At 67.6% G+C, this 23,764-nt stretch carries 29 protein-coding genes, 1 tRNA gene and 1 pseudogene; 22 read left to right on the forward strand and 9 right to left on the reverse strand.

Translation table 11 applies throughout. The annotated features are described in order from the left end of the window. The first annotated feature begins 51 nt into the window (after positions 1-51). From rpsD to ILT43_RS08625, 6 genes are all read left to right on the forward strand, one after another. Positions 52-666: a 30S ribosomal protein S4 gene (rpsD, locus tag ILT43_RS08600; RefSeq protein WP_204198545.1), complete on the forward strand. Its 615-nt coding sequence runs from the start codon at positions 52-54 to the stop codon at positions 664-666. A gap of 195 nt (positions 667-861) precedes the next feature. Next, entirely contained in the window at positions 862-2,511 is a 1,650-nt protein-coding gene (locus ILT43_RS08605) for a M28 family metallopeptidase (RefSeq protein ID WP_204198546.1), read from the forward strand. After that, positions 2,508-3,473, forward strand: coding sequence for an agmatine deiminase family protein (locus ILT43_RS08610; protein WP_204198547.1), 966 nt, complete (start codon positions 2,508-2,510; stop codon positions 3,471-3,473). The genes ILT43_RS08605 and ILT43_RS08610 overlap by 4 nt, the downstream gene beginning before the upstream one ends. Position 3,474: 1 nt before the next feature. After that, the gene (locus ILT43_RS08615; RefSeq protein ID WP_204198548.1) at positions 3,475-3,825 is read left to right on the forward strand and encodes a DUF3147 family protein; all 351 of its coding nucleotides are present in this window, start codon (positions 3,475-3,477) and stop codon (positions 3,823-3,825) included. A gap of 10 nt (positions 3,826-3,835) precedes the next feature. After that, a complete protein-coding gene (gene aguB, locus ILT43_RS08620; protein ID WP_204198549.1) occupies positions 3,836-4,684 on the forward strand; it encodes an N-carbamoylputrescine amidase in 849 nt (282 codons plus the stop codon). Continuing rightward, positions 4,684-5,505: a hypothetical protein gene (locus ILT43_RS08625; protein WP_204198550.1), complete on the forward strand. Its 822-nt coding sequence runs from the start codon at positions 4,684-4,686 to the stop codon at positions 5,503-5,505. Before aguB ends, ILT43_RS08625 begins: the two co-directional genes overlap by 1 nt. Here ILT43_RS08625 and ILT43_RS08630 read toward each other — a convergent pair. Then, a complete protein-coding gene (locus tag ILT43_RS08630) occupies positions 5,486-6,151 on the reverse strand; it encodes a uracil-DNA glycosylase (protein ID WP_239474432.1) in 666 nt (221 codons plus the stop codon). The genes ILT43_RS08625 and ILT43_RS08630 overlap by 20 nt on opposite strands. Positions 6,152-6,173: 22 nt before the next feature. Between ILT43_RS08630 and folK the strand changes: the two genes are divergently transcribed. Both folK and ILT43_RS08640 read left to right on the forward strand, forming a co-directional pair. Further along, positions 6,174-6,662 (forward strand): 2-amino-4-hydroxy-6-hydroxymethyldihydropteridine diphosphokinase, encoded by a 489-nt coding sequence (gene folK / locus ILT43_RS08635; protein WP_204198552.1) that lies wholly within the window; start codon positions 6,174-6,176, stop codon positions 6,660-6,662. A gap of 25 nt (positions 6,663-6,687) precedes the next feature. Next, positions 6,688-6,763, forward strand: a tRNA-Lys gene (locus tag ILT43_RS08640). Positions 6,764-6,803: 40 nt separating this feature from the next. On the opposite strand, the gene ILT43_RS08645 is transcribed toward ILT43_RS08640, so the two are convergent. Together ILT43_RS08645 and ILT43_RS08650 are read right to left on the reverse strand one after the other, a co-directional pair. Then, positions 6,804-7,328, reverse strand: a complete 525-nt coding sequence (locus ILT43_RS08645; RefSeq protein ID WP_204198553.1) for a GAF domain-containing protein — start codon at positions 7,326-7,328, stop codon at positions 6,804-6,806. A gap of 133 nt (positions 7,329-7,461) precedes the next feature. After that, positions 7,462-7,785, reverse strand: coding sequence for a PilZ domain-containing protein (locus ILT43_RS08650; protein WP_204198554.1), 324 nt, complete (start codon positions 7,783-7,785; stop codon positions 7,462-7,464). A gap of 57 nt (positions 7,786-7,842) precedes the next feature. Here ILT43_RS08650 and ILT43_RS08655 point away from each other — a divergent pair, with 57 nt between their 5' ends. Continuing rightward, complete coding sequence (locus ILT43_RS08655) at positions 7,843-8,511, forward strand: phosphatase PAP2 family protein (protein WP_204198555.1); 669 nt, start codon at positions 7,843-7,845, stop codon at positions 8,509-8,511. On the opposite strand, the gene ILT43_RS08660 is transcribed toward ILT43_RS08655, so the two are convergent. Next, a complete protein-coding gene (locus ILT43_RS08660; protein ID WP_204198556.1) occupies positions 8,491-9,327 on the reverse strand; it encodes an HpcH/HpaI aldolase/citrate lyase family protein in 837 nt (278 codons plus the stop codon). The two genes, ILT43_RS08655 and ILT43_RS08660, sit on opposite strands and share 21 nt — an antisense overlap. Beyond that, on the reverse strand, positions 9,324-10,313 hold the full coding sequence (galE, locus tag ILT43_RS08665; RefSeq protein ID WP_204198557.1) for a UDP-glucose 4-epimerase GalE: 990 nt from the start codon (positions 10,311-10,313) through the stop codon (positions 9,324-9,326). Before galE ends, ILT43_RS08660 begins: the two co-directional genes overlap by 4 nt. Before the next feature lie 68 nt (positions 10,314-10,381). Between galE and msrA the strand changes: the two genes are divergently transcribed. Both msrA and ILT43_RS08675 read left to right on the forward strand, forming a co-directional pair. After that, on the forward strand, positions 10,382-10,918 hold the full coding sequence (gene msrA / locus ILT43_RS08670) for a peptide-methionine (S)-S-oxide reductase MsrA (protein WP_239474435.1): 537 nt from the start codon (positions 10,382-10,384) through the stop codon (positions 10,916-10,918). Between the two features lie 93 nt (positions 10,919-11,011). Further along, positions 11,012-11,299: a hypothetical protein gene (locus tag ILT43_RS08675; RefSeq protein ID WP_204198559.1), complete on the forward strand. Its 288-nt coding sequence runs from the start codon at positions 11,012-11,014 to the stop codon at positions 11,297-11,299. Between the two features lie 21 nt (positions 11,300-11,320). On the opposite strand, the gene ILT43_RS08680 is transcribed toward ILT43_RS08675, so the two are convergent. After that, positions 11,321-12,271, reverse strand: coding sequence for an L-threonylcarbamoyladenylate synthase (locus ILT43_RS08680; RefSeq protein WP_204198560.1), 951 nt, complete (start codon positions 12,269-12,271; stop codon positions 11,321-11,323). A 40-nt stretch (positions 12,272-12,311) separates the two neighbouring features. On the opposite strand from ILT43_RS08680, the gene ILT43_RS08685 reads away from it, so the two are divergent. Beyond that, positions 12,312-14,027, forward strand: coding sequence for an acyl-CoA dehydrogenase family protein (locus ILT43_RS08685; RefSeq protein WP_204198561.1), 1,716 nt, complete (start codon positions 12,312-12,314; stop codon positions 14,025-14,027). A 74-nt stretch (positions 14,028-14,101) separates the two neighbouring features. Here the strand turns inward: ILT43_RS08685 and ILT43_RS08690 are convergent, their stop codons facing one another. After that, entirely contained in the window at positions 14,102-15,862 is a 1,761-nt protein-coding gene (locus ILT43_RS08690) for a fatty acyl-AMP ligase (RefSeq protein WP_204198562.1), read from the reverse strand. Between the two features lie 84 nt (positions 15,863-15,946). Here ILT43_RS08690 and ILT43_RS08695 point away from each other — a divergent pair, with 84 nt between their 5' ends. From ILT43_RS08695 to ILT43_RS19495, 5 genes and pseudogenes are all read left to right on the forward strand, one after another. Further along, a complete protein-coding gene (locus ILT43_RS08695) occupies positions 15,947-16,516 on the forward strand; it encodes a regulatory protein RecX (RefSeq protein WP_204198563.1) in 570 nt (189 codons plus the stop codon). A gap of 29 nt (positions 16,517-16,545) precedes the next feature. Further along, the gene (locus ILT43_RS08700) at positions 16,546-17,163 is read left to right on the forward strand and encodes a cold-shock protein (RefSeq protein ID WP_239474239.1); all 618 of its coding nucleotides are present in this window, start codon (positions 16,546-16,548) and stop codon (positions 17,161-17,163) included. Between the two features lie 8 nt (positions 17,164-17,171). After that, positions 17,172-17,648 (forward strand): DUF192 domain-containing protein, encoded by a 477-nt coding sequence (locus ILT43_RS08705; RefSeq protein ID WP_204198564.1) that lies wholly within the window; start codon positions 17,172-17,174, stop codon positions 17,646-17,648. A gap of 57 nt (positions 17,649-17,705) precedes the next feature. Continuing rightward, positions 17,706-18,101: an NADH:ubiquinone oxidoreductase subunit NDUFA12 gene (locus tag ILT43_RS08710; protein WP_204198565.1), complete on the forward strand. Its 396-nt coding sequence runs from the start codon at positions 17,706-17,708 to the stop codon at positions 18,099-18,101. Positions 18,102-18,307: 206 nt separating this feature from the next. Continuing rightward, positions 18,308-18,541, forward strand: a pseudogene (locus ILT43_RS19495) (DUF2155 domain-containing protein); the annotation flags it as partial. Between the two features lie 35 nt (positions 18,542-18,576). Here the strand turns inward: ILT43_RS19495 and aat are convergent. Further along, on the reverse strand, positions 18,577-19,305 hold the full coding sequence (aat, locus tag ILT43_RS08715) for a leucyl/phenylalanyl-tRNA--protein transferase (RefSeq protein WP_204198566.1): 729 nt from the start codon (positions 19,303-19,305) through the stop codon (positions 18,577-18,579). Between the two features lie 111 nt (positions 19,306-19,416). On the opposite strand from aat, the gene ILT43_RS08720 reads away from it, so the two are divergent. The 4 genes from ILT43_RS08720 (at position 19,417) to ILT43_RS08735 (ending at position 22,656) form a co-directional block, all read left to right on the forward strand. After that, positions 19,417-20,658: a multidrug effflux MFS transporter gene (locus ILT43_RS08720; protein ID WP_204198567.1), complete on the forward strand. Its 1,242-nt coding sequence runs from the start codon at positions 19,417-19,419 to the stop codon at positions 20,656-20,658. Between the two features lie 64 nt (positions 20,659-20,722). Further along, a complete protein-coding gene (locus ILT43_RS08725) occupies positions 20,723-21,067 on the forward strand; it encodes a hypothetical protein (protein ID WP_204198568.1) in 345 nt (114 codons plus the stop codon). 4 nt (positions 21,068-21,071) lie between these two features. Further along, positions 21,072-21,806 carry an MliC family protein gene (locus ILT43_RS19775; protein ID WP_204198569.1) on the forward strand — a complete coding sequence of 245 codons (735 nt, stop codon included), beginning with the start codon at positions 21,072-21,074 and terminating at the stop codon, positions 21,804-21,806. A gap of 247 nt (positions 21,807-22,053) precedes the next feature. Further along, positions 22,054-22,656 (forward strand): outer membrane protein, encoded by a 603-nt coding sequence (locus ILT43_RS08735; RefSeq protein ID WP_204198570.1) that lies wholly within the window; start codon positions 22,054-22,056, stop codon positions 22,654-22,656. 70 nt (positions 22,657-22,726) lie between these two features. On the opposite strand, the gene ILT43_RS08740 is transcribed toward ILT43_RS08735, so the two are convergent. Then, a complete protein-coding gene (locus ILT43_RS08740; protein ID WP_239474441.1) occupies positions 22,727-22,927 on the reverse strand; it encodes a hypothetical protein in 201 nt (66 codons plus the stop codon). 287 nt (positions 22,928-23,214) lie between these two features. On the opposite strand from ILT43_RS08740, the gene ILT43_RS08745 reads away from it, so the two are divergent. Next, complete coding sequence (locus ILT43_RS08745; protein ID WP_204198572.1) at positions 23,215-23,661, forward strand: ExbD/TolR family protein; 447 nt, start codon at positions 23,215-23,217, stop codon at positions 23,659-23,661. The last annotated feature ends 103 nt before the right edge of the window (positions 23,662-23,764 follow it).

Below are 23,764 nucleotides of genomic sequence, written 5' to 3' on the forward strand. Positions count from 1 at the left end.
CCAGCAGAGCGATACCGGAACCAACGTTGTTCGTGATTGCAAGGAATATACATGTCGAAGCGCCATAGCGCCAAGCACAAGCTCGACCGCCGGATGGGCGAGAACATCTGGGGTCGTCCGAAGTCCCCGGTGAACAAGCGTGAATACGGCCCCGGCCAGCATGGTCAGCGCCGCAAGGGCAAGGTGTCCGATTTCGGCATCCAGCTGCGCGCCAAGCAGAAGCTGAAGGGCTATTACGGCGACGTCACCGAGAAGCAGTTCCGCGCGTGCTATCACGAGGCGGCCCGCATGAAGGGTGACACCAGCCAGAACCTGATCGGCCTGCTGGAGCAGCGCCTCGACATGATCGTCTATCGCGCCAAGTTCGCGCCGACGATCTTCGCGGCCCGTCAGATCGTCAGCCACGGTCACATTCGCGTCAACGGCGTGAAGTGCAACATCGCGTCGCGTCGCTGCTTCGTCGGTGACGAGATCACGCTGGGCACGAAGGCCAAGGAAATGGCGCTGGTGCTCGAGGCGCAGGGTCTCGCCGAGCGTGAGATCCCCGACTATGTCGCGCCGGACGGCAACGCCAAGATCACCTTCGTGCGCGTGCCGACGCTGGACGAAGTGCCTTATCCGGTGAAGATGGAGCCGAATCTGGTCGTCGAGTTCTACTCGCGCTAAGACGGGCATGGTCCGACGGCGCGGTGTTCCGCGCCGCTTCGGATGCAAAAGAAAGGGCGGTCCTGAGGGGCCGCCCTTTCTCGTTGTGGCGGGTGCGCTTACCCAATTCATGGAGCATTCCTCCGCCATAGCGAGGTTGCCGAGTCCGCGGCCCGCTGGCACACGGTGGCCATCCTATCGCTCAGCGGAGCCGCCATGATCCCGATCTTTTCGCGCACGATGCTCGCCGCGCTCGCCCTGACCACCAGCATCGCGGCGCACGCCCAGACCGCCCCCGCCATCGCTGTCGACACGCTGAAGACGGTGACCAAGGCGCTGTCCGACGACAGCTACGAAGGCCGCGCGCCGACAACCCCGGCGGAGGCCAAGACGGTCGACTACATCATCGCGCAGATGAAGGCGGCGGGGCTGAAGCCCGGCAACAAGGGTCAGTGGACGCAGGACGTGCCGATGGTGGAGATCACCGCGGCCAACGTTACGCCGATGACGTTCGCGGGGGGCAAGACGCCGGTCAGCATGGCGTATCGCACCGACATGGTCGCCGGTACGTACCGCGTGACGCCGCGCGTTGCGGTGAAGGACAGTCCGGTCGTCTTCGTCGGCTATGGCATCAACGCGCCGGAGAAGGGCTGGAACGACTATGCCGGGCTGGACGTGAAGGGGAAGACGGTCGTCATCCTCGTCAACGATCCCGACTGGCAGACGATGACCCAGGACGGTCCGTTCGAGGGTCGGGCGATGACCTATTACGGCCGCTGGACCTACAAGTTCGAGGAGGCCGCGCGGCAGGGCGCGACCGCGGCGATTATCGTTCACGATACGGAGCCGGCGGCGTATCCCTGGGGTGTCGTCCAGTCGTCGTGGACGGGTCCGCAGCTGGAGCTGGACGAGAAGGGCGACCATATGGACCAGAGCCAGGTCGTGGGCTGGATGCAGCTCGCCAAGGCGCGTGAGCTGTTCGCCAGCGCCGGCAAGGACTTCGCGGCGCTCTCCGCCGCCGCCAAGGTCAAGGGCTTCCGCGCGGTGCCGCTCGGCGTGAGCATGTCCGTCGGCTTCGACACGACCGTCCGGCGTCAGGCTTCGAAGAACGTGCTGGGCGTGCTGCCGGGTACGGCGGATCCGAACGCCTATGTCCTGTACACCGCGCACTGGGATCATCTCGGCCGCTGCGACGCGGTGGATGGCGACGACATCTGCAACGGCGCGGTCGACAACGCCAGCGGCATCGCAGGGCTGATCGCGCTGGCGCAGGCCAACGCCAAGGCCGGACCGGCGAAGCGGTCGATCGGGTTTCTGGCGGTGACGGCGGAGGAGTCGGGACTGCTGGGCTCGCGCTATTACGCGGAGCATCCGGTATTCCCGCTGGCCCAGACGGTCGGCGGCGTGAACATGGATTCACTGAACGTTGCCGGCCGCGCGCGCGACTTCGTGCTGACGGGCGCGGGGAAGTCGCAGATCGAGGATCTGGTGAAGCCGATCGTCGCCGCGGAGGGGCGCACGATCTCGCCCGAGCCTAGCCCGGAGAAGGGGCTCTACTATCGCTCCGACCATTTCTCGTTCGCCAAGCTGGGCGTGCCGATGCTCGATGGAACATCGGGAGAGAACCTCGTCGTCGGCGGACCCGAGGCGGGCAGGAAGGCGGCGGAGGATTACACCACCAACCGCTATCATAAGCCGGCGGACGAATACGACGCGAACTGGGACTGGTCGGGTGCGGTATCGGACCTGACGATCTACTATAATCTCGGTCGCAAGCTGGCGGACGACACGGCGCTGTGGCCCAACTGGTACCCGACGGCCGAGTTCAGGGCGGCCCGCGACAAGAGCCGGGGAAGCGCACGATGACCAACTGCCCGCCTGCCGAATGGGCCCCGCACGAAGCCGTCTGGATCGGCTTTCCCAGCCATCCCGAACTATGGGAGGACGACCTCGATCCCGCGCGCGAAGAGGTCGTTGCGTTCGCTCGTGCCATCTATGCAGACGGGCGCGGGGAGCGCGTGATCCTTGTCTGCGCGGACGGCGAGGCGGAGAAGGCTGCCGCCGAACTCGCGCCGTTCGCGGAGACGCTGGTGGAACCGTTCGGCGATATCTGGTTGCGCGACACCGGTCCGATCCTGCGCGGTGACGGTGGGGCGGCGCTGTTCCGCTTCAACGGCTGGGGTGGCAAGTACGACCTGCCGGGCGACGACAGCATCGGCGGCCGTCTCGCCGCCAGCCGCGAGGCGCCGGTGGAGGCGCATGACTGGGTGCTGGAGGGCGGTGCGATCGACGGCGACGGGACCGGCATCGTCGTCACGACCGAGCAATGCCTGCTCAATCCCAACCGCAATCCCGGCGCGACGCGGGCCACGACCGAGGAACGGCTGAAGCGCGATCTCGGTTTTCGGGAGGTCGTGTGGCTGGGCGAGGGGCTGCTGAACGACCATACCGACGGGCATGTCGACAACCTCGCGCGGTTCGTCGCGCCGGGACGCGTCGCCATTCCCGAGCCGGCGGAGAACGACCCGAACTGGCAGGTGTACATGCATGCCCGCCGCGATCTCGAAGCCGCGGGGCTGGAGGTGGTGACGATCCCGTCGCCGGGCCGCGTGCTGCGCGACGAGGCGATCGTGCCGGCCAGCTACATGAACTTCTACATCGGCAACGCCGCCGTCGTGGTGCCGCTGTACGGTGCGCAGAACGACGCCGCCGCGGTCGCCGCGATCCAGGCGTTGTTCCCCACGCGCGAGGTGGTCGGTCAGCGTGCGGACCACGTCCTGACCGGCGGCGGCAGCTTCCACTGCATATCGCAGCAGATCCCGGCCTGACATGCTGGCCTTCGTCGTTCGGGCGGCGCTGTCGGGCGTGATCGTCGCGCTTGTGGCGTCGATCGCGCGGCGCAGTCCGGCAGCGGGTGCGCTGATCGCATCGCTGCCGCTGGTGTCGGTGCTCGGCATGATCTGGCTGTGGCGCGACACCGGCGACCGCGTGCGGATGGCGGCGCATGCGGAGGCAACCTTCTGGTACGTGCTGCCGTCACTTCCCATGTTCCTGTTGATCCCGGCGCTGCTCCGCCACGATGTCGGCTTTCCGCTGGCGCTGGCCGCGGGGTGCGTGCTGACGATGCTCCTTTACCTCGCCACCGTCGCGATCGCGGCGCGCTTCGGCGTCACGCTGTAGGATTGAACCGATGACCCAGATCACCGTCGCCGCCTTGCAACTGGCGTTTTCCGACGACCTCGAAACGAACATCGCCAACGTGTCGCGGCTGGTCCGCGAGGCCGCAGGACAGGGCGCGCAGGTGATCCTGCCGCCGGAGTTGTTCGAAGGCGAATATTTCTGCCGCGTCGAGGACGAGGGGCTGTTCGCCAATGCCAAGCCGGTCGGCGAGCACAAGGCGGTCCTGGCGATGCAGGCCCTTGCCGAGGCGCTGCGGGTGACGATCCCGACCAGTTTCTTCGAGGCGGACGGGCCGCATCATTATAACTCACTGGCGATGATCGGCCCGGACGGCGAGGTGCAGGGCGTCTATCGCAAGAGCCACATCCCTGATGGCCCCGGGTACGAAGAGAAATTCTATTTCCGCCCCGGCAACACGGGCTTCAAGGTGTGGCCGCACCCCGCCGCGACGCTGGGCGTCGGCGTGTGTTGGGACCAGTGGTACCCCGAAACCGCGCGTGCGATGATGCTGATGGGCGCTGAAGTGCTGTTCTACCCGACCGCGATCGGTAGCGAGCCGCACGATACTTCTCTCGATACGGCAAGGCTTTGGCGGCGGGCTATGGTCGGTCATGCGGTGTCGAACGTGGTCCCGATCGTCGCCGCCAACAGGATCGGTACCGAGCATGGCCAGACCTTCTACGGCACCAGCTTTATCGCGGATGAGCGCGGCGACATTCTGGCTGAGCTGGGCCGCGAGGAGGAAGGGGTGATCGTGGCGACGCTTGATCTCGACCGCATCAAGCGGCACCGTGCCGCCTTTGGCTTCTTCCGCGATCGGCGGCCGGAGCTTTACGGCAGGTTGGTGGAGGATCGGTGATGCTGGCAGCGGCGGCGACCTACCTGTTCGCTGCCACACTGTCTCCGAGCCTTGCTCAGCAGACGCCGCAGCAACCAACGACAGCAATTTCGGACGACATCGTCGTAGAGGGTATGCGGGACATCGACGATCCAACGTCGGCCGTGACGCATTCGACGCTCGGGAGCGGACGCACCGGCGGGGGTGCGCGGCGAAGTCAGGAGGCTCTGACGCTCGCGTCGCGTTTCGCCACGTGCGCCATCAAAGAAGGAGCGGATAACGAATGGCTCCGCGGCGCACTGGACGGCACGATCAACAGCGCGAGTCAGCGGTTTGCGCAGGGTCGCCTTGTCCAGACGCGATCGGCATGCGCCCAAGACACCGAGATCGCTCGGCAGAGCGGCGCGGCCACGATCATCACCGGATACGACACGAGCTATTATGATCGCGGGGCGATGTTCATTCGCGCGATCACCTTGTTCGCGCCCGACCTGCGTCTGACTAAGACGCAAACGGCCGATCCCGCCGTGCAGGCGCGTTTCAATGCGCGGGAGGTTCCGCTCGCGCGCTTTCGGCTGCCGGTCGATCGTACATATTTCGAAATGGCGATATGCCTCGTCCGCCTGCAGCCTGAACTGTCCGTCCGTTTGGTCAAGACCGACGATGCCAGCCAGATCGCACGGCTGGAGGCGTTGATCGTGAATGGTGGTCTAGCCTGCGTCGGCAATGCCAAACGCGTCTATTTCGACCCTTCCCAATTCCGCATGTACATCGCCGATGCGGTCTATCGCTGGGCGGTCGCGGCCAAGGGCGTCGACAGTCTCATTCCGGCCGACGCCTGATTTCCACGGCCCGAGCGAAGACGGCTTCGAACATTTCGGTCGTCAGGCGGCCGGTGTTCTGGTTGTAACGTGAGCAGTGGTAGCTATCGATCAGCGTCACGCCGCTTGGCATCACGTGTTCTGCCAGATGACCGAACTTCGCCTTGGGCAGGCGCCCGCCGAGGACCTTCACCGCCGATTGATGTGCGATCTGCCCAAGCGCCACGACCACGCGGACATTCGGCAGCACGCCCATTTGGCCAGCCAGAAAGGGGCGGCAGGTGTGGATTTCTTCCGGGGTTGGTTTGTTGGCCGGCGGCAGGCACTTGACCGCGTTGACGATGATCGCGCCGGTCAGCGCCAGGTCGTCCTCCGGAGCCCCCGCATAGATGCCCGTCGCAAGTCCGTATTTCGCCAGCGTGGAGAACAGCAGGTCGCCGGAATAGTCGCCGGTGAAAGGGCGCCCGGTACGGTTCGCGCCATGTTTGCCGGGCGCCAGTCCGACGATCGCTAGCCAGGCCGCCGGATCGCCGAACGCGTTGACCGGGGAGTTCCACCAGTCCGGATACTCGGCGCGCAATGCCGCGCGCACGCCGACGAGGCGCGGACAGAGCGGGCAGTCGCGGGGCGGTTCGGTGTCGGCGATGGGGGAGGGTGCGAAATACATCATTCCGAGGTAGGTCGGCACGGTGTCCCCGGCAACGCCCCCCTATCGCTACGTCGTCGCGCTCGGTTCGAACCGGCGGGGACGATATGGCAGCCCGACGCAGGCAATTACGGTCGCGCTGGAGCAGATCGGCGGAGTCCGCGCGGTGTCGCCGGTGATCGCCACCGCGCCGCTCGGTCCGTCCATCCGCCGGTTCGCCAACGCCGCGGCTGTCGTCGAAACGGTCGAGAGCCCCCCGGCACTGCTCGCTCGGCTGAAGCGCATAGAGCGCGCGCTCGGCCGGCGGGCGGGGCGCCGCTGGGGCGCGCGAGCGATCGATCTGGATATCGTCCTGTGGTCAGGAGGGCAGTGGCGCCGTCGATCGCTCATGATCCCGCATGCTGCCTATGCCGCGCGAGCGTTCGTGCTGACCCCGGTGACCGCGATCGCCCCCGATTGGCGCGACCCGCCTACGGGCAGAACTATGCGCCAGATGTCGTCGCTGGTTGACCGCCGCCGACCATCCACCTAGGTCCGGCCGCGGCACGCGATGGCCGGGGTCCGTAGCTCAGTTGGTAGAGCAAGCGACTTTTAATCGAGAGGTCCCGGGTTCGAGCCCCGGCGGACCCACCATCGCCTGCCGCTTGGCCCGCGCATGGACGGACGGCGGCGTTCAGTCGCTGGAGACGAACTCGCGGAGTTCTTCCAGCCTGACCATCACGGCCGCGGCGAGGTCGCGGAACTGCTGCTCCTGCCGCTGCGTCACGCCGGCGCGGGGGAGGGGGTCGAACGCGCACAGGGCGCCGAGCGGCTGGCCGTGATCGTCGCGCAGGACCGCACCGACGTAGAAGCGCAGCATGCCGTCGACCACGGCAGGGTTGCCGGCGAACCGCGCATCCTGTCCGGCATCGGGGACGAGGAATATCTCGTCCGACGCCACGACGGTGTGTCCGCAGAACGACGTGCGCCGGCTGTAGACGCCCGGCTTCAGCCCGGCAGTCGCGATCAGATACTGCCATTCCTGGTGCACGATCGACACCGCGGCCACCGACGTGCCGAGCGACGCGCGGGCGCGTTCGACCAACCGGTTCAATTCGGGATCGTCGATAATTTCCAGCGCGCCCGATGCGATGACGGCGCGCGAGCGTTCGTCCTCGTCATGAGGCTCTGGCGGCGGGGTATAGAAAGTGATGCCCACGGGCCGCTCCTCGTCTACGATACACACGCTGCACCAAAATGGTTGCATAACAGCTACAATGGGGCAAACTGTATCGGAACAGAAATGGTTCATCGTCACCGCCGGAACGGTGCAGAAAGCCGGCGACCTGTTGTCAGTGAAGTTGCGAAACACTCATCCCGGCCAGCCTTTGTACGACGAGCGGATGCAGCGGTCGCAGGAATTCGACGCCAAGACCCAAATGATGGCACCACCGGACGCGCGCGCCGACCGGTTCCAGGGTCGGGATCGTGACCGTCAGGTGCGCGCCGTCGGCCATGTACAGGCCGGTCGCGATGCGGCATCCACCGGTCGACAGATCGACGAGGTCGGCGGCGACCTTGCGCACGGCGGAGCTACAGATGGTGGATTGCAACCGGACCGGGATGCGCAGCGCGCCGCGCCCGTCCCGTTGCGGTTCGACACGCTGGATGGTCATCGCCGGGGTCCTGCAAGCTGTCCGATCATGAGCCGCACGATAGGAGAAACATCGTAAATGAAAGCTGAAGGCGCGCACCGCCGGCCCTTGCCGCCATTGCTGGCGGGAGCAGCCACTGCATCGGTGGCGGTGGCCCTGCTGCTGATCGCCGGCACGCTGCTCGGGCGGTGGCCGCTGGCGTGGGACCAGACGATCCTGACGAATTTACGCGCATGGGGCGGGCCGCGGTGGCTCGGCAAAGTGGCGGTGGACCTGACCGCGCTTGGCGGCGGCACCGTGCTGACGCTGGCGGTCGCGCTGGTGGCGGGCTTGCTGCTGGTGCGGCGACTGTGGCTGACGGCAGCGGCGATCGTCGTGGCCTGCGCGTCCGGGGCTTGGCTGGTGGGGCTGGCGAAGGACATCGTCGGGCGGACGCGCCCGGATGTCGTCGCGCATCTGGTGCCGGTCTCCAGCGCCAGCTTCCCCAGCGCGCACGCAGCGAACAGCGCGATCGTGTACCTGACCCTCGCCGCGCTCGCCAGTCAGGTCGCGCCGGAACCACCAATTCGGCGCTATCTGATGACGTGTGCGATCCTGCTGGTCGGGGCGATCGGGCTCAGCCGGGTGTATCTCGGCGTGCACTGGCCGTCCGACGTGCTGGCCGGGTGGAGCTTCGGGACGCTCTGGACACTCGGCAGCTGGTGGGCGACCGCGCGTATCCGCGCATCAATCGGCGGCGAGCGCTAGCAGGCGGCGGGCCGCCTTCAGATGCGGCGCATCGACCATCCGGCCGTCGAGTTGCAACGCGCCCGCGCCGGGGTTCGCCGCGAACAGGTCGACGATCGCCTGCGCCCTCGCGAGCTCCTCGGGCGTGGCCGAGAAAGCGGCGTTGATGATCGGCACTTGCGCCGGGTGGATGGCCATCATGCCGGTGAACCCATCGCGCCGTCCGCGTGCGGCATAGCTGGCAAGGCCGTCGAGATCGCGAAAATCCGGGTACACCGTCTCGATCGCCGCCACGCCCGCCGCGTGCGCGCCGAACAGCGTGAGCGACCGCGCCAACTGGTAAGGCGCGGTATAGCTGCCGTCCTGCTCTCGCGAGGTCGTGGCGCCGATCGCCGCGGGCAGATCTTCCGCGCCCCAGGTCAGGCCGGCAAGCTGACCCGAGACGGCGGCATAGTCGCCCAGCCGGAACAATGCGGAGGGTGTTTCCGTCGCGATCGGCAGGATCGGGGTGCCCGGCAGCCGCTCCGCCAGCGTCCGAACGCCGTCTGCACCCTCCGCCTTGGGCAGGACGATGCCGTCCGGGACAGCGCGCAGGATCGCCGCAAGATCGAGCGCCGCTTCCTCGCCATCCAGCGGATTGATGCGGACGAACAGCGTCGGGCCGTGCCCGCGTCGGCGCGTGACGAAATCGGTGACCGCGTCGCGCGCGATCGGCCGGGCCAGCGGCGCGACCGCATCCTCCAGATCGAGGATCAGCGCGTCGGCCCCGAGGGTCAGTGCCTTTTCCATCCGCTCCGGCCGGTCGCCGGGTACGAACAGCAGCGAGCGCAGCCTCATACGCCGCGTTCGGCCAGTGCGCGCTCCCACGCCAGCGCATCGCGGACGATCAGGTCGAGGTCGTCGCGTTCCGGCCGCCAGTCGGTCGCCGCCAGAATCGCACGGTTGTCGGCGATCAGCTCCGCGGGGTCGCCGGCGCGGCGCCCTTCGTAGCGGCGCGCGATCGTGACGTTCGTGACGCGGTCGACGGCGTCGAGCACCTGATTGACGGAAAAGCCGCGACCATAGCCGCAGTTGAGCGTGTGGCTGCGGACCGGCTCGCTGCGCAACAGGGCGAGGGCGGCGACATGCGCGGCGGCGAGGTCACTGACGTGGATGTAATCGCGTACGCCGGTGCCGTCCGTCGTCGCAAAGTCCGTTCCGAAGACTGCGACACTGTCGCGCTTGCCCGTTGCCGCCTCGACCGCGACCTTGATCAGGTGAGTCGCGCCCGCCGTCGACTGGCCGGTTCGCCCCTGAGGGTCCGCGCCTGCGACGTTGAAGTAGCGCAATGCCGCATAGTTGATCGGGTGGGCGGCCGCGACATCGCGCAACATCGTCTCCGTCATCAGCTTCGACATGCCGTACGGGTTGATCGGCACGGTCGGGTCGCCCTCCGCCACCGGCACCTTGTCCGGCGTGCCGTAGGTCGCGGCGGTGGAGGAGAAGATGAAATGCTTCACGCTCTCCGCAACCGCACTCTCGATCAGGGAGCGCGAGGCGGCGGTGTTGTTGCGGTAGTATTTGAGCGGATCGCCGACCGATTCCGGGACCACGACGGATCCGGCGAAGTGGAGGATCGCATCCACGTCATGCCCGCGGATCGCCGCGCGCACGCGGCCCTCGTCCGACACGTCGCACTCGATCAGCGTCGCACGCTCGTCCACCGCCCAGTCGAACCCGGTGACGAGATTGTCGACCACGACGACATCCGCGCCCGCATCGAGCAGCGCCAGTACGGCGTGGCTGCCGATATAGCCCGCACCGCCCGTCACCATTACCGCCATCGTCGCATGCTCCCTGACCCTTACGGTGGCCCTAGCGACTTCCTATCTGCCGATCAAAGGAGACGATGATGACCGAATATGCCACGCTGGCCGGTGGTTGCTTCTGGTGCACGGAAGCGGTGTTCAAGGACGTGATCGGCGTCGAAAGCGTCGAGAGCGGTTATATCGGCGGGCATGTGCCTGATCCGACCTACAAGCAGGTGTGCGGCGGCGACACGGGTCATGCCGAGGCGATCCGGGTCGGCTACGATCCCGACCAGCTTCGCTATGCCGACCTGCTCGACATCTTTTTCGCGACGCATGACCCGACCCAATTGAACCGTCAGGGCAACGATGTCGGGACGCAGTATCGCTCGGCGATCTTCCCCGCCGACGAGGCGCAGGAAACCGAAGCGCGCGCCGCGATCGAGCGAGCGGGCGAAACGGGTGGAAAGATCGTGACGACGATCGAACCGATGACGACGTGGTACCCGGCGGAGGGTTATCATCAGGATTATTGGGAAACGTCGGGCCGGTCGAATCCGTATTGCATGGCCGTCATCCCGCCCAAGCTGCAAAAGCTGCGGAAGAGCTTCGCGGCGCGATCACGGGCGGTGAGTGTCTGATCGAAAGGCGCTTTCGCCAAGGAACGATCATGGATCAGGATCGCTGATGCCGACCGTTCCGGACCCGGAGCGATGCCAACAGGACATTCTTCGATGAAAGCCATCCTCCCGCTCGCGTGCCTGTCGTTGCTCGCCCTGCCGCTCGCTGCCTGCGGGGGCAAAGGCGACGACAAGCTGGCCGAACGCGTGGAGGATGCCGCCGACAACCGCGCCGACTCGCTGGAAGCCATGGCCGACAATCTTCAGGAGCGGGCGGAGCGGACGCGCGATGTGGGCGAGCAGCGTGCCGACGCGATCGACGCGGCCGATGTGAATGCCCAGTCCATGTCGCCGGAGCGGAAGGCGGACATCGTCGCCAACGAGGCCGCGGCCGTTCGCTAACGGCAATCGCGCTGGCGCAGTCTAGCGCGTCGCGGCGCGGGCGAGGCGGTCGTTGATCGCCTCGCCGATGCCGTCCGAAGGAATGGGAGCAACGGCGATGCGCGCCTTCGGCGAGGCATCGGCCCGGTGCAGGGCATCGAACAGCCGTGCTGCCGCCGCCACCGGGTCGCTGCTGGCCGAGAGCGTCTCGTCACCGGGGATCGCTCCGAACCCGATCAGCCATTCGTCCGGCTCGGCCGCAAGGGCGTTCAAGCGCAGCGGCTTGTGCGGCGCGTAGTGCGTCGCAAGCTGGCCGGGTGCGACGATGTCGCCGGCGAGAAGCGGCGGGGATCGCGTCCCGCCGGGTGCCGACAACGACAGGACCGACATCAGGTTCGCCGAGGTGATGGGTCCGGGCCGCAACACGTCGCGCCCCATGACGATCGTCGATTCCAGCCCGGCCGCGCACGGTCCGTCGTCGATCACCAGCGGTACCGCGTCCCCGAGGCTGGCGACGACATGCTCCGCTCGGGTGGGGCTGATGCCGTTGCTGCGATTGGCGGACGGAGCGGCCAAGGCGCGACCGCTCGCCGTGATCAGCGCCTGCATGGCTCGGTGTGCCGGTATGCGGATGGCCACAGTCCCCAAGCCGGCGGTGACGATCGACGCGACCGGAGCACCGGGGCGCAGTGGCAGCACCAGCGTCAGCGGCCCCGGCCAGAACGCCGCCGCCAGCGCGCGCGCATCGTCGTCGAACTCCGCCAGCGCGTCGGCTGCCGCGAGGTCGCCGACATGCACGATCAGGGGGTTGAACGCCGGACGACCCTTGGCCGCGTAGATGCGCGCCACCGCCGCCGAATCGCTGGCGTCGGCAGCGAGGCCGTAGACGGTTTCGGTCGGCACCGCGACGATCCCGCCGCCCCGGATCATGTCCGCCGCCGCCGCGATCGCCGCCGGGCCGTAGGGGAAGATGGAGGCGTTTGGAGCGGTCATCGCCGCGGGCTATAGCCTTGCCAAACACAGGAGAGAAACCTTGGCCTTCGCAGCCCCCGTCGCGGAACAGCGCTTCGTCCTCGATCAGGTCGTCGGCCTGCCCGAACTTGCCGCGACTGAAATGTTCGCCGCCGCGAGCGAGGACGTGGTCGACGCCGTGCTGGAAGGCGCCGGCCAGTTCGCAGAGGGCGAGTGGGCGCCGCTTGCGAAGGTCGGCGACACCATCGGTGCGCAGTGGACGGTCGACGGCGTGGTCATGCCGGCGGGCTATCCTGAGGCGTACCGCGCCTATGTTGAGGGTGGCTGGGGCACGATCGGCGCGCCGGAAGCGTGGGGCGGTCAGGGGCTGCCCTTCGCGCTCCAGACCGCGGTGCTGGAGACGCTGGGCGGGGCCAATACCGGTTTCGCCTTGTGTCCGACGCTGACGGTGGGGGCGATCGAGGCGCTCCAGCATCACGGATCGCCGGAACAGCAGGCGCTCTACCTGCCGCACCTCGCGACCGGGGAATGGACGGGGACGATGAACCTGACGGAGCCGCAGGCGGGCAGCGATGTCGGTGCGTTGCGGACGATGGCGACGCCGCGTGGCGACGGCCGATGGTCGATCAAGGGTACGAAGATCTACATCTCGTTCGGGGACCACGACATGGCCCCGAACATCGTCCACCTCGTGCTGGCGCGGACGCCCGACGCGCCGCCGGGCACGCGCGGCATTTCGCTGTTCCTCGTGCCGAAATACCGGCTGGATGCGGACGGGAAGCCGGGCACATTCAACGATGTCCGCGTCGTGTCGATCGAACACAAGATGGGGCTGCATGCCTCACCCACCTGCGTGCTGTCGTTCGGCGATCACGACGATTGTCTCGGCGAACTGATCGGGCCGGAGCATGGCGGCCTGCGGGCGATGTTCACGATGATGAACAATGCGCGCCTCAATGTCGGGCTTCAGGGCGTGCAGATCGCGGAGGGCGCGACGCAGGGGGCGGTCGCCTATGCGCTGGACCGCGTGCAGTCGGCGCGGGCGGGGTCGCCGGACAAGGCACCGATCCGCATCGTCGATCATCCCGACGTGCGCCGCATGCTGCTGCGCATGAAGGCGCAGACGCAGGCGGCGCGGGCGTTGGTCTATTACGCGGCGGGACAGGTCGATCGTGCGACGCTGGGCGATGCGGCGGCGAAGGGGCGGCTGGAACTCGTCACGCCGCTGGCGAAGGCGCACGCGACCGATCTTGGCAACGAGGTCGCGAGCATCGGCATCCAGGTACACGGGGGCATGGGCTACATCGAAGAGACAGGCGCGGCGCGTTTCTTCCGCGATGCGCGGATCACACCGATCTACGAGGGAACGAACGGGATTCAGGCGGCGGATCTGGTGGGGCGCAAGCTGGGGCTGGAGAACGGCGCGGTGTTTGCGGCGCTGATCGCCGATATTCGGGCGGACGCGAAGGCGGCGGGACTGGTCGAGCTGGTCGAGGCGTGCGACGCCGCCGGTCGCCGGCTCGCCACTGCGGACGCCGACGACAAGCTGGCGGCGAGCTACCCGTTCCTGACGATGCTATCGGTGGCGACCTGCGGCTGGCTGATGGAGCGCGAGGCCGCGGCGGCGACCGGGGATGACGACTTTGCGACGATGAAGCGGGCGAGCGCGCGCTTCTATCTGGAGCAGATCGTGCCGGAGGCGCTGGGACTGGTGGCGGCCGCGAATGCGTCGGCGGAGGCGCTCTATGCGGTGCCGGCGGAGATGTTTGCGGCTTAGCGTTTGCTAGCCGAGCCGCGTCGGCCGTCACCCCTTTTGTGGAAGTGACGGCGGACGCGGACGCCGCCCGTCTATCAGGCGGCGATGTCGTATGGTTTGATCTCGCCCGCCAGATACAGGTTCCGGGCCTTGGCGCGGCTGAGCTTGCCCGAGCTGGTGCGAGGCAGGGTGCGCGGCGGGATCAGTTCCACCACGCAGTTCATGCCGGTGACCGAGCGGACCCGCTCGCGGATCGCATCGCGGAGGCGCGTGCGTTCGGCGTCGTCGCTGCTGCGGCACTGGACGAGGACGGCGGGGGTTTCCTCGCCGCCCGGCGTCGTAATCGCAAAGGCGGCGATGTCGCCGGCCTTGAAGCCGGGGATCTGCTCCACGGCCCATTCGATGTCCTGCGGCCAGTGGTTCTTGCCGTTGACGATGATCATGTCCTTGGCGCGACCGACGATGTAGACATAGCCGTCCGACAGATAGCCCATGTCGCCCGTGTCGAGCCAACCGTCCTGCAGGCACGCCTCGGTCGCGGCGGGGTCGCGGAAATAGCCGACCATGACCGACGGACCCTTGCACCATACCTTGCCGATCGCACGATCGGGCAGGGGCGTGCCGTTCTCCTGACGGATCTCGACCACCATGTCGCGCACCGGCTTGCCGCAGTTGACGATCGCGCGGAACCGCTGCGGCCGGCCATTGTCGTTCGCGCCGTTGTCGTGCGTGCCGGACAGCTCGGTTTCCTCGACCAGCTCGACGCGGATACCCTCGCCCGGCGGCATGATCGACACCGCCAGCGTCGCTTCCGCCAGCCCGTAGCTGGGCAGGAACGCCGACGCCTTGAAACCCGCATCGGCGAAGGCGTCGACGAACGACTGCATCACGTCGGGGCGGATCATGTCGGCACCGTTGCCGGCGACGCGCCAGCGCGACAGGTCGAACCGGTCCGACGCCTTGGTCTGCGACGACATGCGACGCGCGCAGATGTCGTAACCGAAAGTCGGCGAATAGCTGAGCGCGGTGCCCTTATGACGGCTGATGAGGTCGAGCCACGCGAGCGGACGGCGAGCGAAATCCTCCGTCTTCAAATAGTCCGTCGACACCTGATTGGCGACCGGCGACAGGAAGCAGCCGACGAGGCCCATGTCGTGATACCAGGGCAGCCAGCTGATGCAGCGATCGGTGCCGTCGATCTGCATGCCGTGACTGTGCGCGGCGAGGTTGTTCAGCAACGCCTCGTGCGTGATGGCGACGCCGTGGGGGAAACGGGTCGAGCCGCTGGAATATTGCAGGTAGGCGACCTGATCGCTGCTCGCGGTCGGCAGCGCCACGTCGGGCACCGCGCGCGCGCCGAATTCGGCCCAATCAACGCCGGTGGTATTCGCCAGCGCCGCCGCCGCGCCGGCCATCTCGGCCAGTTCGGGCGGGTAGATCAGCATCGACGGATCGCAGCTCGACAGCTGGACGCGCAGTTGTTCGATATAGCTGTCGCGGCCACCGAACGAGGTCGGTAGCGGCAGCGGCACGGGCCACGCGCCGGCGTAGACGACGCCGAAGAACAGGGCCGCGAATTCGGCGGACGTCTCGGCGACGAGCGCGACGCGATCCTCGGGCTTGATACCGGCCGCGATGAGGCGACGGGCAGCGTCGAGCGCGTCCGTCCGCAGGTCCGTGAAGGGGTAACCGCGCACCAGCGTGCCGCGTGCGTCATGGAAATTAAGGCCGCGTTTACCGGATGCAGCGTAATCCAGAGCCTCGCCCAGCGTGGCGAAATCCGCGTAACGGCGGGGCAGCGAATCCTCGGTCGGCGTCGCCTGGGGCGCGTCCATCGGGGTTTGCGTCTCGGTCATCGACGGGTCTTGCCTTCTCTTGGTCTTCCGGCGCGAAACGCGCCAACGTTCCTCTTCACGGCCCAGTGTGGCACAATCAAGGCCATGCGACGCCCCAATCGTGCCGATGCCCGGCCCATTCCGCCCCTCGACGCCGCGTCGCTGGAGCGGCTCGCCCTGCGCTATGTCGAACGGTTCGCCACAACACAGGGCAAGCTGGTCGACTATCTGAAGCGCAAGATCCGCGAGCGCGGATGGGAGGGCGAGCCTGCCGATACGGTCGCGATGGCGGCGAAGATGGCGGATCTGGGCTATGTCGACGATCGCGCCTGGGCAGAAGCGAAGGCGTCGGCGCTCGGCCGGCGCGGGCTGGGGGCGGGGCGGGTGCGGCAGGCGCTGTCCGCCGCGCGTGTCGGCGAAGCGGATGCCAGTGCCGTCGCACCAGCCGTGGCAAAGGACGCGGTGGAGAGCGCGTTGCGGCTGGCGAAGCGGAAACGGATCGGGCCGTTCGCGCTTGCACAAGCGGACCGGCCGTTGCGACAGAAGCAGTTGGCGACGATGATCCGGGCAGGTCACGGCTTCGCGCTGGCGCGGGCGATCGTCGATTCTGCGCCCCGTGAGGGTGACGATCTGGATAGTTTTACCGACCTGATGCATTGCAGCGAAGATGAATGATGCTAGTCAGGCCGCGCCAGGGGTGACTTATGCAAGTTGACGTGCAGCAGGGGGGCGAACCCGGAAGTGGCGCCGAGCCTGTTGCAGTCGGCGGCGTCATCAAATGGTTCGATGTGACCCGGGGCTTTGGGTTCGCGGTAGCCGACGATGCGGCGATCGGCGACATCCTCGTCCATTTCAGCGTGTTGCAGCCGCACGGCCGCCGGAGCCTGCCCGAGGGCGCGCGCGTCGAGGCGATGGCGGTGCAGCGCGGTCGCGGCTTTCAGGCGCGCGAAATCGTGGCCATTGACCTCTCCGGTGCTGTCGAGGAAACGCCGCCGCGACGTCCGACCGTGGCCGGCCGTATCGATCCCGCATCGCTGATCGAATCGGCGGGGCCGCTGGAATCGGTCAGCGTGAAGTGGTTCAACCGCTTGAAAGGCTACGGTTTTCTGATCCGATCGTCGGACGGTCGCGACGTATTCGTGCATATGGAGACGCTGCGTCGCGGCGGCATTCCGTCGGTCGAGCCGGAACAGCCGCTGCTCGCGCGCATCGTTGACGGCGACAAGGGGCCGCTCGCGGTGCTGGTCGAGGACGTGGACGACGACCTTGCCGGTGACGGCTTCAGCGACGGGTCCGACATGGCGGCGGAGGACGAAGCATGATGCGGTCGATGACGATATCGTTGGCGGCGAGCGTGCTGGCCCTGACCGGCTGTTCGCGCGGCGACGGCGATGCGGCGACCGTGTCGCGCACTACGACGATCCCGGTGAAGATCGCCGCGAACGGTCGCGTGCAGGTGTTTCGCGCCGAACTGGCCCGGACCAAGGAGGAGCAGGCCACGGGTCTGATGTTCCGCACCAATCTCGCCCCCGATTTCGCGATGCTGTTCGCCCCCTATCCGGCGGAAGGCGGCGGCCCGCGGGAGGCGAGCTTCTGGATGAAGAACACGCCGAGCCCGCTCGACATCGTCTACATCCGCACCGACGGAACGATCGCGCGGATCGCAGAGAATACGGTGCCGTTTTCCGAGACGCCGATCGCGTCGGGGGAGCCGGTGGCGGCGGTGCTGGAGGTTCGCGGCGGGCGCACCGCCGAATTGGGCATCGGCGAGGGCGACAAGGTGTCGTGGACTATGCCCCGGCCCTGACCATCACAGAAGCCGTCATGGTTGAAGGTGGGCGGCAGGCAAGGTAAGCGACGCATCATGGGCATCAATCGCAATCCCTTCACCTGGTGGAACGGCGCCTCCTGGGGCACGTGGTTCTACGGTCTTCGCGGCATGAAGCAGATGGGCGAGGATTCGCTCGGCAACGTGTATTTCGAAGGTCGCAAGGACACGTACGGCAATCCGCGCCGCTGGGTGATCTACAACGGCTCGAACGATGCCAGCCGGGTGCCGCCTGCGTGGTTCAGTTGGCTGCATCATCAGGTCGACGACGTGCCCGATCGTGCGCTGCCCGCGCCGCGTGCGTGGCAGAAGCCGGCGGTCGCCAACCTGACCGGGACGGCGCTCGCCTATCGTCCGTCGGGGTCGCTGGAGAAGGGCGGCCGGCGTGCGGCTGCGACGGGCGATTATGAAGCCTGGACGCCGGAGGGGTGAACCGACGCTGGATCGCCGCGGCAGTGCTGGTCGCGGCGCTGCTCGGGGTCGGTGGCTGGTTCGGCTATCGCGCGCTGGACGACCGGGATACGCCTGCGCCCGTTCACCGCGTCGAGCAGGTCGTTCCCGAAGGTCCGCCACCCGCGGCGAGCGGGATCGAGACGATCGACGCTGGCGACGAGGCGGTCGCCAGTGGCGGAACGCCGATGGCGCAGCGCGTGGCGGTGCTCGGCCTGCTGAACAAGCGTAACGGCGAAAGTCGCGAGATCACGCTGAAGCCAGGACAGGCGACGCGCATCGGTGATGTCGTGGTACGGCTGCGCGCGTGCGAGAAGACCGCGCCGTGGGAGCAGGACCAACTGACCGGTGCCTTTGCGCAGGTGATCGTCCGCGGTTCCGATGCGAAGTGGCGGCGGACGTTTTCGGGCTGGCTGTTCAAGGAGCGGCCGGGCCTGAACGTCGTGCAGCACCCGATCTACGACGTTTGGACCAAAAGCTGCACGATGTCCTTTCCCGATAAGGGTGCGGATACAGAAGCGCTGACATCGACCAGGCGTTCGAGTGCGCCGAAGTCGGCGGCCCCGGCTGCGGACTTAGGGAACGATGGCCCCGCCGACGACGACGCGCCGGTCGAAAGCGCCGTGCCCAGCAACGCGACGTAATCGTCGCGGTCGATCTCCACCGCGCCGAGCGAGGCGAGGTGCGAGGTCTGGAACTGGCAATCCAGCAGGGTGAACCCGCCGACGCGCAGGCGGGCGATCAGCCACGCGAGCGCGACCTTCGACGCGTCGGTCGCGCGGCTGACCATGCTTTCCCCGAAGAACGCGCGACCCAGCGCCAGCCCGTAGAGGCCACCGACCAGCCGGTCGCCGTCCCAGCATTCGACCGAATGCGCGTAACCGCGAGCATGCAGATCGAGGAACACGCGTTCGATCGCGGTGCTGATCCACGTTTCCGGCCGGTCGGTGGCGCTTTCGGCGCAGAGGCGCAGCACGGCCTGGAAGTCGGCGTCGGCGGTGACCCGAAAGCGATCGGCGGCGATCCGGCGGCGCAGCGAGCGCGACAGGTGGAAACCATCCAGCGGGAGAATTGCGCGGCGGCGCGGCTCCACCCAATACACGTCGTCCGCATCGCGCGCGTCCGCCATCGGGAAGACGCCGACCGAATAGGCGCCGAGGACGAGGTGGGGATCGAGCATGGTCATCGGATGCAACTACCGTGGCGATGCGCGCGACGGTCGGCAAGAGGCTGTCCCAGCGATGTCATGAACGGCCGGGGTTCCGCGACGGGCGAGGAATGGGTACGGGCGGGCATCATGTCAGATCAGACCCACCCCGCGCCGGATCTTCCGGTGGAGCCACTCGGCGCGCCCATAGGCTTTGCCGAATTCGTGGCGCTGGTCGCGGCGCTGATGGCACTGGGTGCGCTGGGCACCGACGCGATGTTGCCGGCGCTGCCCGCGATCGGCGAGGCGCTGGGCGTGGCGAGCGCGAACGACCGGCAGTTCGTGGTGTCGGCATTCCTCGGCGGGTTCGGCGTCGCGCATCTGGTGCACGGGCCGCTGGCGGACCGGTATGGGCGGCGGCGTGTGCTGTTGTTCGCGCTGGCGGGCTATGTCGTCGCCAATGCCGCCGCGGCGGTGGCGGGCAGCTTCACGCTGCTGCTGGTGGCGCGAGTGGCCGGCGGGGCCTGCGTCGCGGCGACCCGGGTCGCGACGATCGCGCTGGTTCGCGACTGTTATCACGGCCGGGCGATGGCGCGCGTCATGTCGATTGCGTTCATGGTGTTCATGATCGTGCCGGTGCTGGCCCCGTCGATGGGGCAGGCGGTGCTGCTGTTCGGCGACTGGCGGACGATTTTTTGGGTGATCGCCGGGGCGGGGGCGGTGATGTTCGCGTGGCTGGGCTTGCGCATGCCGGAGACGTTGCGGCCGGAGGCGGCGCTGCCGATCCACCCGCGGCGGATCGTCGCCGGGTGGCGCACCGCGCTGACCGACCGGCAGTCGATCGGCTACACGCTGGCCGCGACGATGCTGCTGGGGGCATTGTACGGATATTTGAACACGATTCAGCAGATCATGTTCGATGTGTTCCGCCACCCGCAGCTGCTCGCCGCGGTATTTGCGGGGACGGCGGCGACGATGGCGGCGGCGAACCTGCTCAACGCGCGGATCGTGATGCGGCTGGGCACCCGGCGGATCGCCCAGAGCGCGCTGGTGGCGCTGATCGCGACGGGCGCGCTGCACTGGACGCTCGCCGGACTGGGGATGGACTCGCTGATCGCGTTTTCCGTGTTGCAGGCAATTACGATGGCGAGCTTTGCGCTGGCGTCGTCCAACTTCTCCGCGATGGCGATGGAGAATATGGGCGCGATCGCCGGCACCGCTTCAAGCGTGCAGGGCTTTATCAGCATCACCGCCGGTGTCCTGATCGGCGCCGTCATCGGGCAGGCGTTCGACGGGTCGGTCGTGCCGATGGTCGCAGGCTTCCTGATCGCCGGCGTGATCGCGCTCGCGCTGGTCGCCGTGATCGAGCGCGGCCGATTGTTCCGCGCCTAGGCAACGGAACCGCCACGCCGATCCCGCCGTTCGACCTTGCACAGATCAAGAAGAGGACGACGACATGGGCGGTCAGCAGATTCCCGGCCACGGCACCGGCGACGACGGTTGGGACGAGGAAGGCTATGACGAGAGCCAGCGTGCCGAGATCCTGGAGGCCACGCGCAACGGCCCGACCGACGGTATCGTCCTGACCGACCTCGACCCGGATCTCGGCGACGAGGACAGCGAGGGTGAGCCGATCGACGATCTCGACATGACCGACGACGAGGTCGGCGAGACCGACGCGTCGGTGAAGATGGACGAGGATGACATCGACGAGGACGACGTTCAGGAGGAACTGGACGACGGCAGCATCGACGATGACGAAGACCTCGACGACGCCGACGACGTCGCGCTGAAACCCTGACGGGGTGCGCAGCGCCCTGATCGGCATCGCATCGGCCGCGATTAGCATCGTCGCGGCCGGCTGTACGAACGGGGTGGAGTCCGCCGCAGTGGCGAGCAACACCGTCGACCTGTCCGCCGTCGCCAGGGACGCGGTCGCGGACATCGGCAATTACTCGGCGGTGGCACCCATCCCCGCCGACGAGCAAGCGGCGGGCGATGTCGTCCGCGGCATGTTCGCGGCGTTGCTCGACCGGCGCTGGGATGCGGCCCGCGCGGCGTGGCGTGACCCGGCGTCGGCGCACCGGCTGGAGGGTGAGCGCCGCGGCTACGACCGTTTCATGGCGGAGGTCGGGCGCGCCGTGCCGGACGGCCGGACCGACGACATGGCCGTGCCGCTGGAGATCGTCGCGACCCCGGCCAAGGGTGTGCAGCAACTCTATGTCGGCGAGGCGGCGTTGATCCGCGAGCCTGCCACGACCGGTCGCTGGCGCATCGATCGCGTCGAATTGTCGCCGGCCATGCCCGCACGCGCTGCCGCGACCTATCGCTGCGGCGGCGGGGCGATCCTGAGCGTCGCGTTCGACAATCGGCGACAGACGGCGGTGGCGACGTCCGGGCGTGCGACCTGGCGCCTGGAGCAGCAGCGGGCGGCGTCGGGGATCGCCTATTCGGGTGACGGCGCGCTGTTGCGCGGCAAGGGCCGCGATGCCGATTGGTCGGTTCCTGGCGGCTCCATAGTGCGCTGCCGCACGGTCTAGCGCCGCGTCGCCGACCGCGATCGATGTGGCGGGAACATGGCGGAAATGGCGGAAAGCCTCGCTTTTGACATGGTTTATTCACCTGCGTGACAGGAACCGTGTCGTTCCGGCAACACAGGCCGAAAAGCGCCGCCGCTCGAAACATTGCGCTGCAACAAACCTGTCACTGAACGCTTCTGCATGCCTGGATCGGGTCTGGATCGACCCCGACACCGACCGGATAGTTAAACCAACAAGGCCATTTTCGATGCGTAAGCTCTCCCTCGCCGCCGCCCTTCTGGCAGTCACCGCCGCCGTTCCCGCCTTCGCGCAGGACGACACCATTCCCGCCGACGCAGCGCGCGCGCCGGACGGCACCCGCGCATTCGGCATCGAGCCCTACGTCGCCGTGCTGGGCGGCTGGGAAGGCTTCGACCGCAACCCGGGTCACGGCATTCCCGCGACCCCGATCGGCGGCAACAAGCTGGACGGCAGCCTGGTGCAGGGCATCGTCGGCGTGAACGTTCCGCTCGGGCCGGTGTTCGTCGGTGTCGAGGGTAACGCCGCCAAGGGCGTGTCGGGCGACATCGATTGGGAATATGGCGCAGCGGGTCGTTTCGGCTTCCGCGCCGGCGACAGCGGCCTGTTCTACGGCAAGGTCGGCTACCAGTGGGTGAACTTCGACCGTTTCGGCAACAACAGCCGTGACTTCCACGCGATCACCTACGGCGTCGGTGCCGAGGTCGGTCCGAAGGACATCGGTCTGGCGGGCATCACCGGCAACGCCGGCGTGCGCTTCCGCTTCGAGGTTTCGACCTTCGGCGGCGCGGACAGCTTCCGTCCGATGGCCGGCGCGGTGTTCCACTTCTAGTCGCACCGTCGCTTCGGCGAGGAACGGGGCGGGGCGCGACGATGGTCGCGCCCCGCCTTTTTCGTGCGCGCTACAGCCCCGCCGCGTTGGCGACCGCGATGAGGTCGGCGGCGTCGACCGCTTCCCCCGCGGCGTCGGTGATCGTCGCGTTGCCCGAGCTATTGGTGCCGGCCTGTTCGCGCGGGGCGGAGTCGGCGACGTCATAGGCGGTCCAGACGATCCCGCCGGCCCAGAGGAGCGCGGACCAGCGGCTGCGGAACAGGCGGGACATCGGCACCGCAATGTCCTGCCAGATCAGCGGTTAACGAACCGGATGCCGGCAGATTGGTGTCTGCCTCGGATCGGAAGGTTAGGCTAAGGTTAGTCCAATGCGGCGTTTTGGTGGTGGTGGCCCGGATGCTGTCGACGCTCACGATCGGCTCCCGCCCTTGTCGAGGAGCCGGACCATTTACGCGGCTCATCCGGTGTAGGACAGCGAGGCATGGAGAATGTTGGAGACGCTTGACGGCGCACCGATGACGTGATGCAATATCATCACCTTCATCGGGAGATCGTCAGATGTCACGCTCACGTTCCTTCGCCTCCCCCTATGCTTCCGCCCGCGGTGCCACCGCCTCCGGTATCGGCGAGCCGATCAGCGGGCTGAACATCACGCCGCTGATCGACGTGATGCTGGTGTTGCTGGTGATGATGATCATGATCCTGCCGACGACGCTGCATAAGGTGACGATCGACCTGCCTGCGCCCGGCGGCACGACCGAGCCCCGTATCGAGCATCGGCTGGACCTGAGCCGCAGCGGCGTCGCGGTGCTGGACGGCGTGGCGACGAGCGACACGGCCCTGCCGGCGCGGCTGGCGGTGCTGAAGGCGGATCCGAAGGCGCTGCTGGTGATGAACACCGATCCGGAGGCGCGGTACGAACGCTTCGATCAGGTGCTGGCCGTGGTGAAGCGCGCCGGCATCACGCGGCTGGGCTTCGTGGGGAACGAGCGGATGGTGGAGTGAGGGGCTGGGGGTTCCGTCCTTCTCCCTCCCCGGCAAGGGGAGGTCGGGGTGGGGTGGAATTTTGGCCATACCGCTGGTGGAGAGCTCTTCCTTGAAGCCACCA

Source organism: Sphingomonas longa, assembly GCF_016892685.1.
Classification (GTDB): Bacteria; Pseudomonadota; Alphaproteobacteria; order Sphingomonadales; family Sphingomonadaceae; genus Sphingomonas; species Sphingomonas longa.

Excerpts from the sequence above, each read along its gene's own strand:
- rpsD (WP_204198545.1), top strand. The coding sequence starts at position 52 with ATGTCGAAGCGCCATAGCGCCAAGCACAAGCTCGACCGCCGGATGGGC.
- ILT43_RS08605 (WP_204198546.1), top strand. The coding sequence starts at position 862 with ATGATCCCGATCTTTTCGCGCACGATGCTCGCCGCGCTCGCCCTGACC.
- ILT43_RS08610 (WP_204198547.1), top strand. The coding sequence starts at position 2,508 with ATGACCAACTGCCCGCCTGCCGAATGGGCCCCGCACGAAGCCGTCTGG.
- ILT43_RS08615 (WP_204198548.1), top strand. The coding sequence starts at position 3,475 with ATGCTGGCCTTCGTCGTTCGGGCGGCGCTGTCGGGCGTGATCGTCGCG.
- aguB (WP_204198549.1), top strand. The coding sequence starts at position 3,836 with ATGACCCAGATCACCGTCGCCGCCTTGCAACTGGCGTTTTCCGACGAC.
- ILT43_RS08625 (WP_204198550.1), top strand. The coding sequence starts at position 4,684 with ATGCTGGCAGCGGCGGCGACCTACCTGTTCGCTGCCACACTGTCTCCG.
- ILT43_RS08630 (WP_239474432.1), bottom strand. The coding sequence starts at position 6,151 with ATGTATTTCGCACCCTCCCCCATCGCCGACACCGAACCGCCCCGCGAC.
- ILT43_RS08650 (WP_204198554.1), bottom strand. The coding sequence starts at position 7,785 with ATGACCATCCAGCGTGTCGAACCGCAACGGGACGGGCGCGGCGCGCTG.
- ILT43_RS08655 (WP_204198555.1), top strand. The coding sequence starts at position 7,843 with ATGAAAGCTGAAGGCGCGCACCGCCGGCCCTTGCCGCCATTGCTGGCG.
- ILT43_RS08660 (WP_204198556.1), bottom strand. The coding sequence starts at position 9,327 with ATGAGGCTGCGCTCGCTGCTGTTCGTACCCGGCGACCGGCCGGAGCGG.
- galE (WP_204198557.1), bottom strand. The coding sequence starts at position 10,313 with ATGGCGGTAATGGTGACGGGCGGTGCGGGCTATATCGGCAGCCACGCC.
- msrA (WP_239474435.1), top strand. The coding sequence starts at position 10,382 with ATGACCGAATATGCCACGCTGGCCGGTGGTTGCTTCTGGTGCACGGAA.
- ILT43_RS08675 (WP_204198559.1), top strand. The coding sequence starts at position 11,012 with ATGAAAGCCATCCTCCCGCTCGCGTGCCTGTCGTTGCTCGCCCTGCCG.
- ILT43_RS08680 (WP_204198560.1), bottom strand. The coding sequence starts at position 12,271 with ATGACCGCTCCAAACGCCTCCATCTTCCCCTACGGCCCGGCGGCGATC.
- ILT43_RS08690 (WP_204198562.1), bottom strand. The coding sequence starts at position 15,862 with ATGACCGAGACGCAAACCCCGATGGACGCGCCCCAGGCGACGCCGACC.
- ILT43_RS08695 (WP_204198563.1), top strand. The coding sequence starts at position 15,947 with ATGCGACGCCCCAATCGTGCCGATGCCCGGCCCATTCCGCCCCTCGAC.
- ILT43_RS08700 (WP_239474239.1), top strand. The coding sequence starts at position 16,546 with ATGCAAGTTGACGTGCAGCAGGGGGGCGAACCCGGAAGTGGCGCCGAG.
- ILT43_RS08705 (WP_204198564.1), top strand. The coding sequence starts at position 17,172 with ATGACGATATCGTTGGCGGCGAGCGTGCTGGCCCTGACCGGCTGTTCG.
- ILT43_RS08710 (WP_204198565.1), top strand. The coding sequence starts at position 17,706 with ATGGGCATCAATCGCAATCCCTTCACCTGGTGGAACGGCGCCTCCTGG.
- aat (WP_204198566.1), bottom strand. The coding sequence starts at position 19,305 with ATGACCATGCTCGATCCCCACCTCGTCCTCGGCGCCTATTCGGTCGGC.
- ILT43_RS08720 (WP_204198567.1), top strand. The coding sequence starts at position 19,417 with ATGTCAGATCAGACCCACCCCGCGCCGGATCTTCCGGTGGAGCCACTC.
- ILT43_RS08725 (WP_204198568.1), top strand. The coding sequence starts at position 20,723 with ATGGGCGGTCAGCAGATTCCCGGCCACGGCACCGGCGACGACGGTTGG.
- ILT43_RS08735 (WP_204198570.1), top strand. The coding sequence starts at position 22,054 with ATGCGTAAGCTCTCCCTCGCCGCCGCCCTTCTGGCAGTCACCGCCGCC.
- ILT43_RS08740 (WP_239474441.1), bottom strand. The coding sequence starts at position 22,927 with ATGTCCCGCCTGTTCCGCAGCCGCTGGTCCGCGCTCCTCTGGGCCGGC.
- ILT43_RS08745 (WP_204198572.1), top strand. The coding sequence starts at position 23,215 with ATGTCACGCTCACGTTCCTTCGCCTCCCCCTATGCTTCCGCCCGCGGT.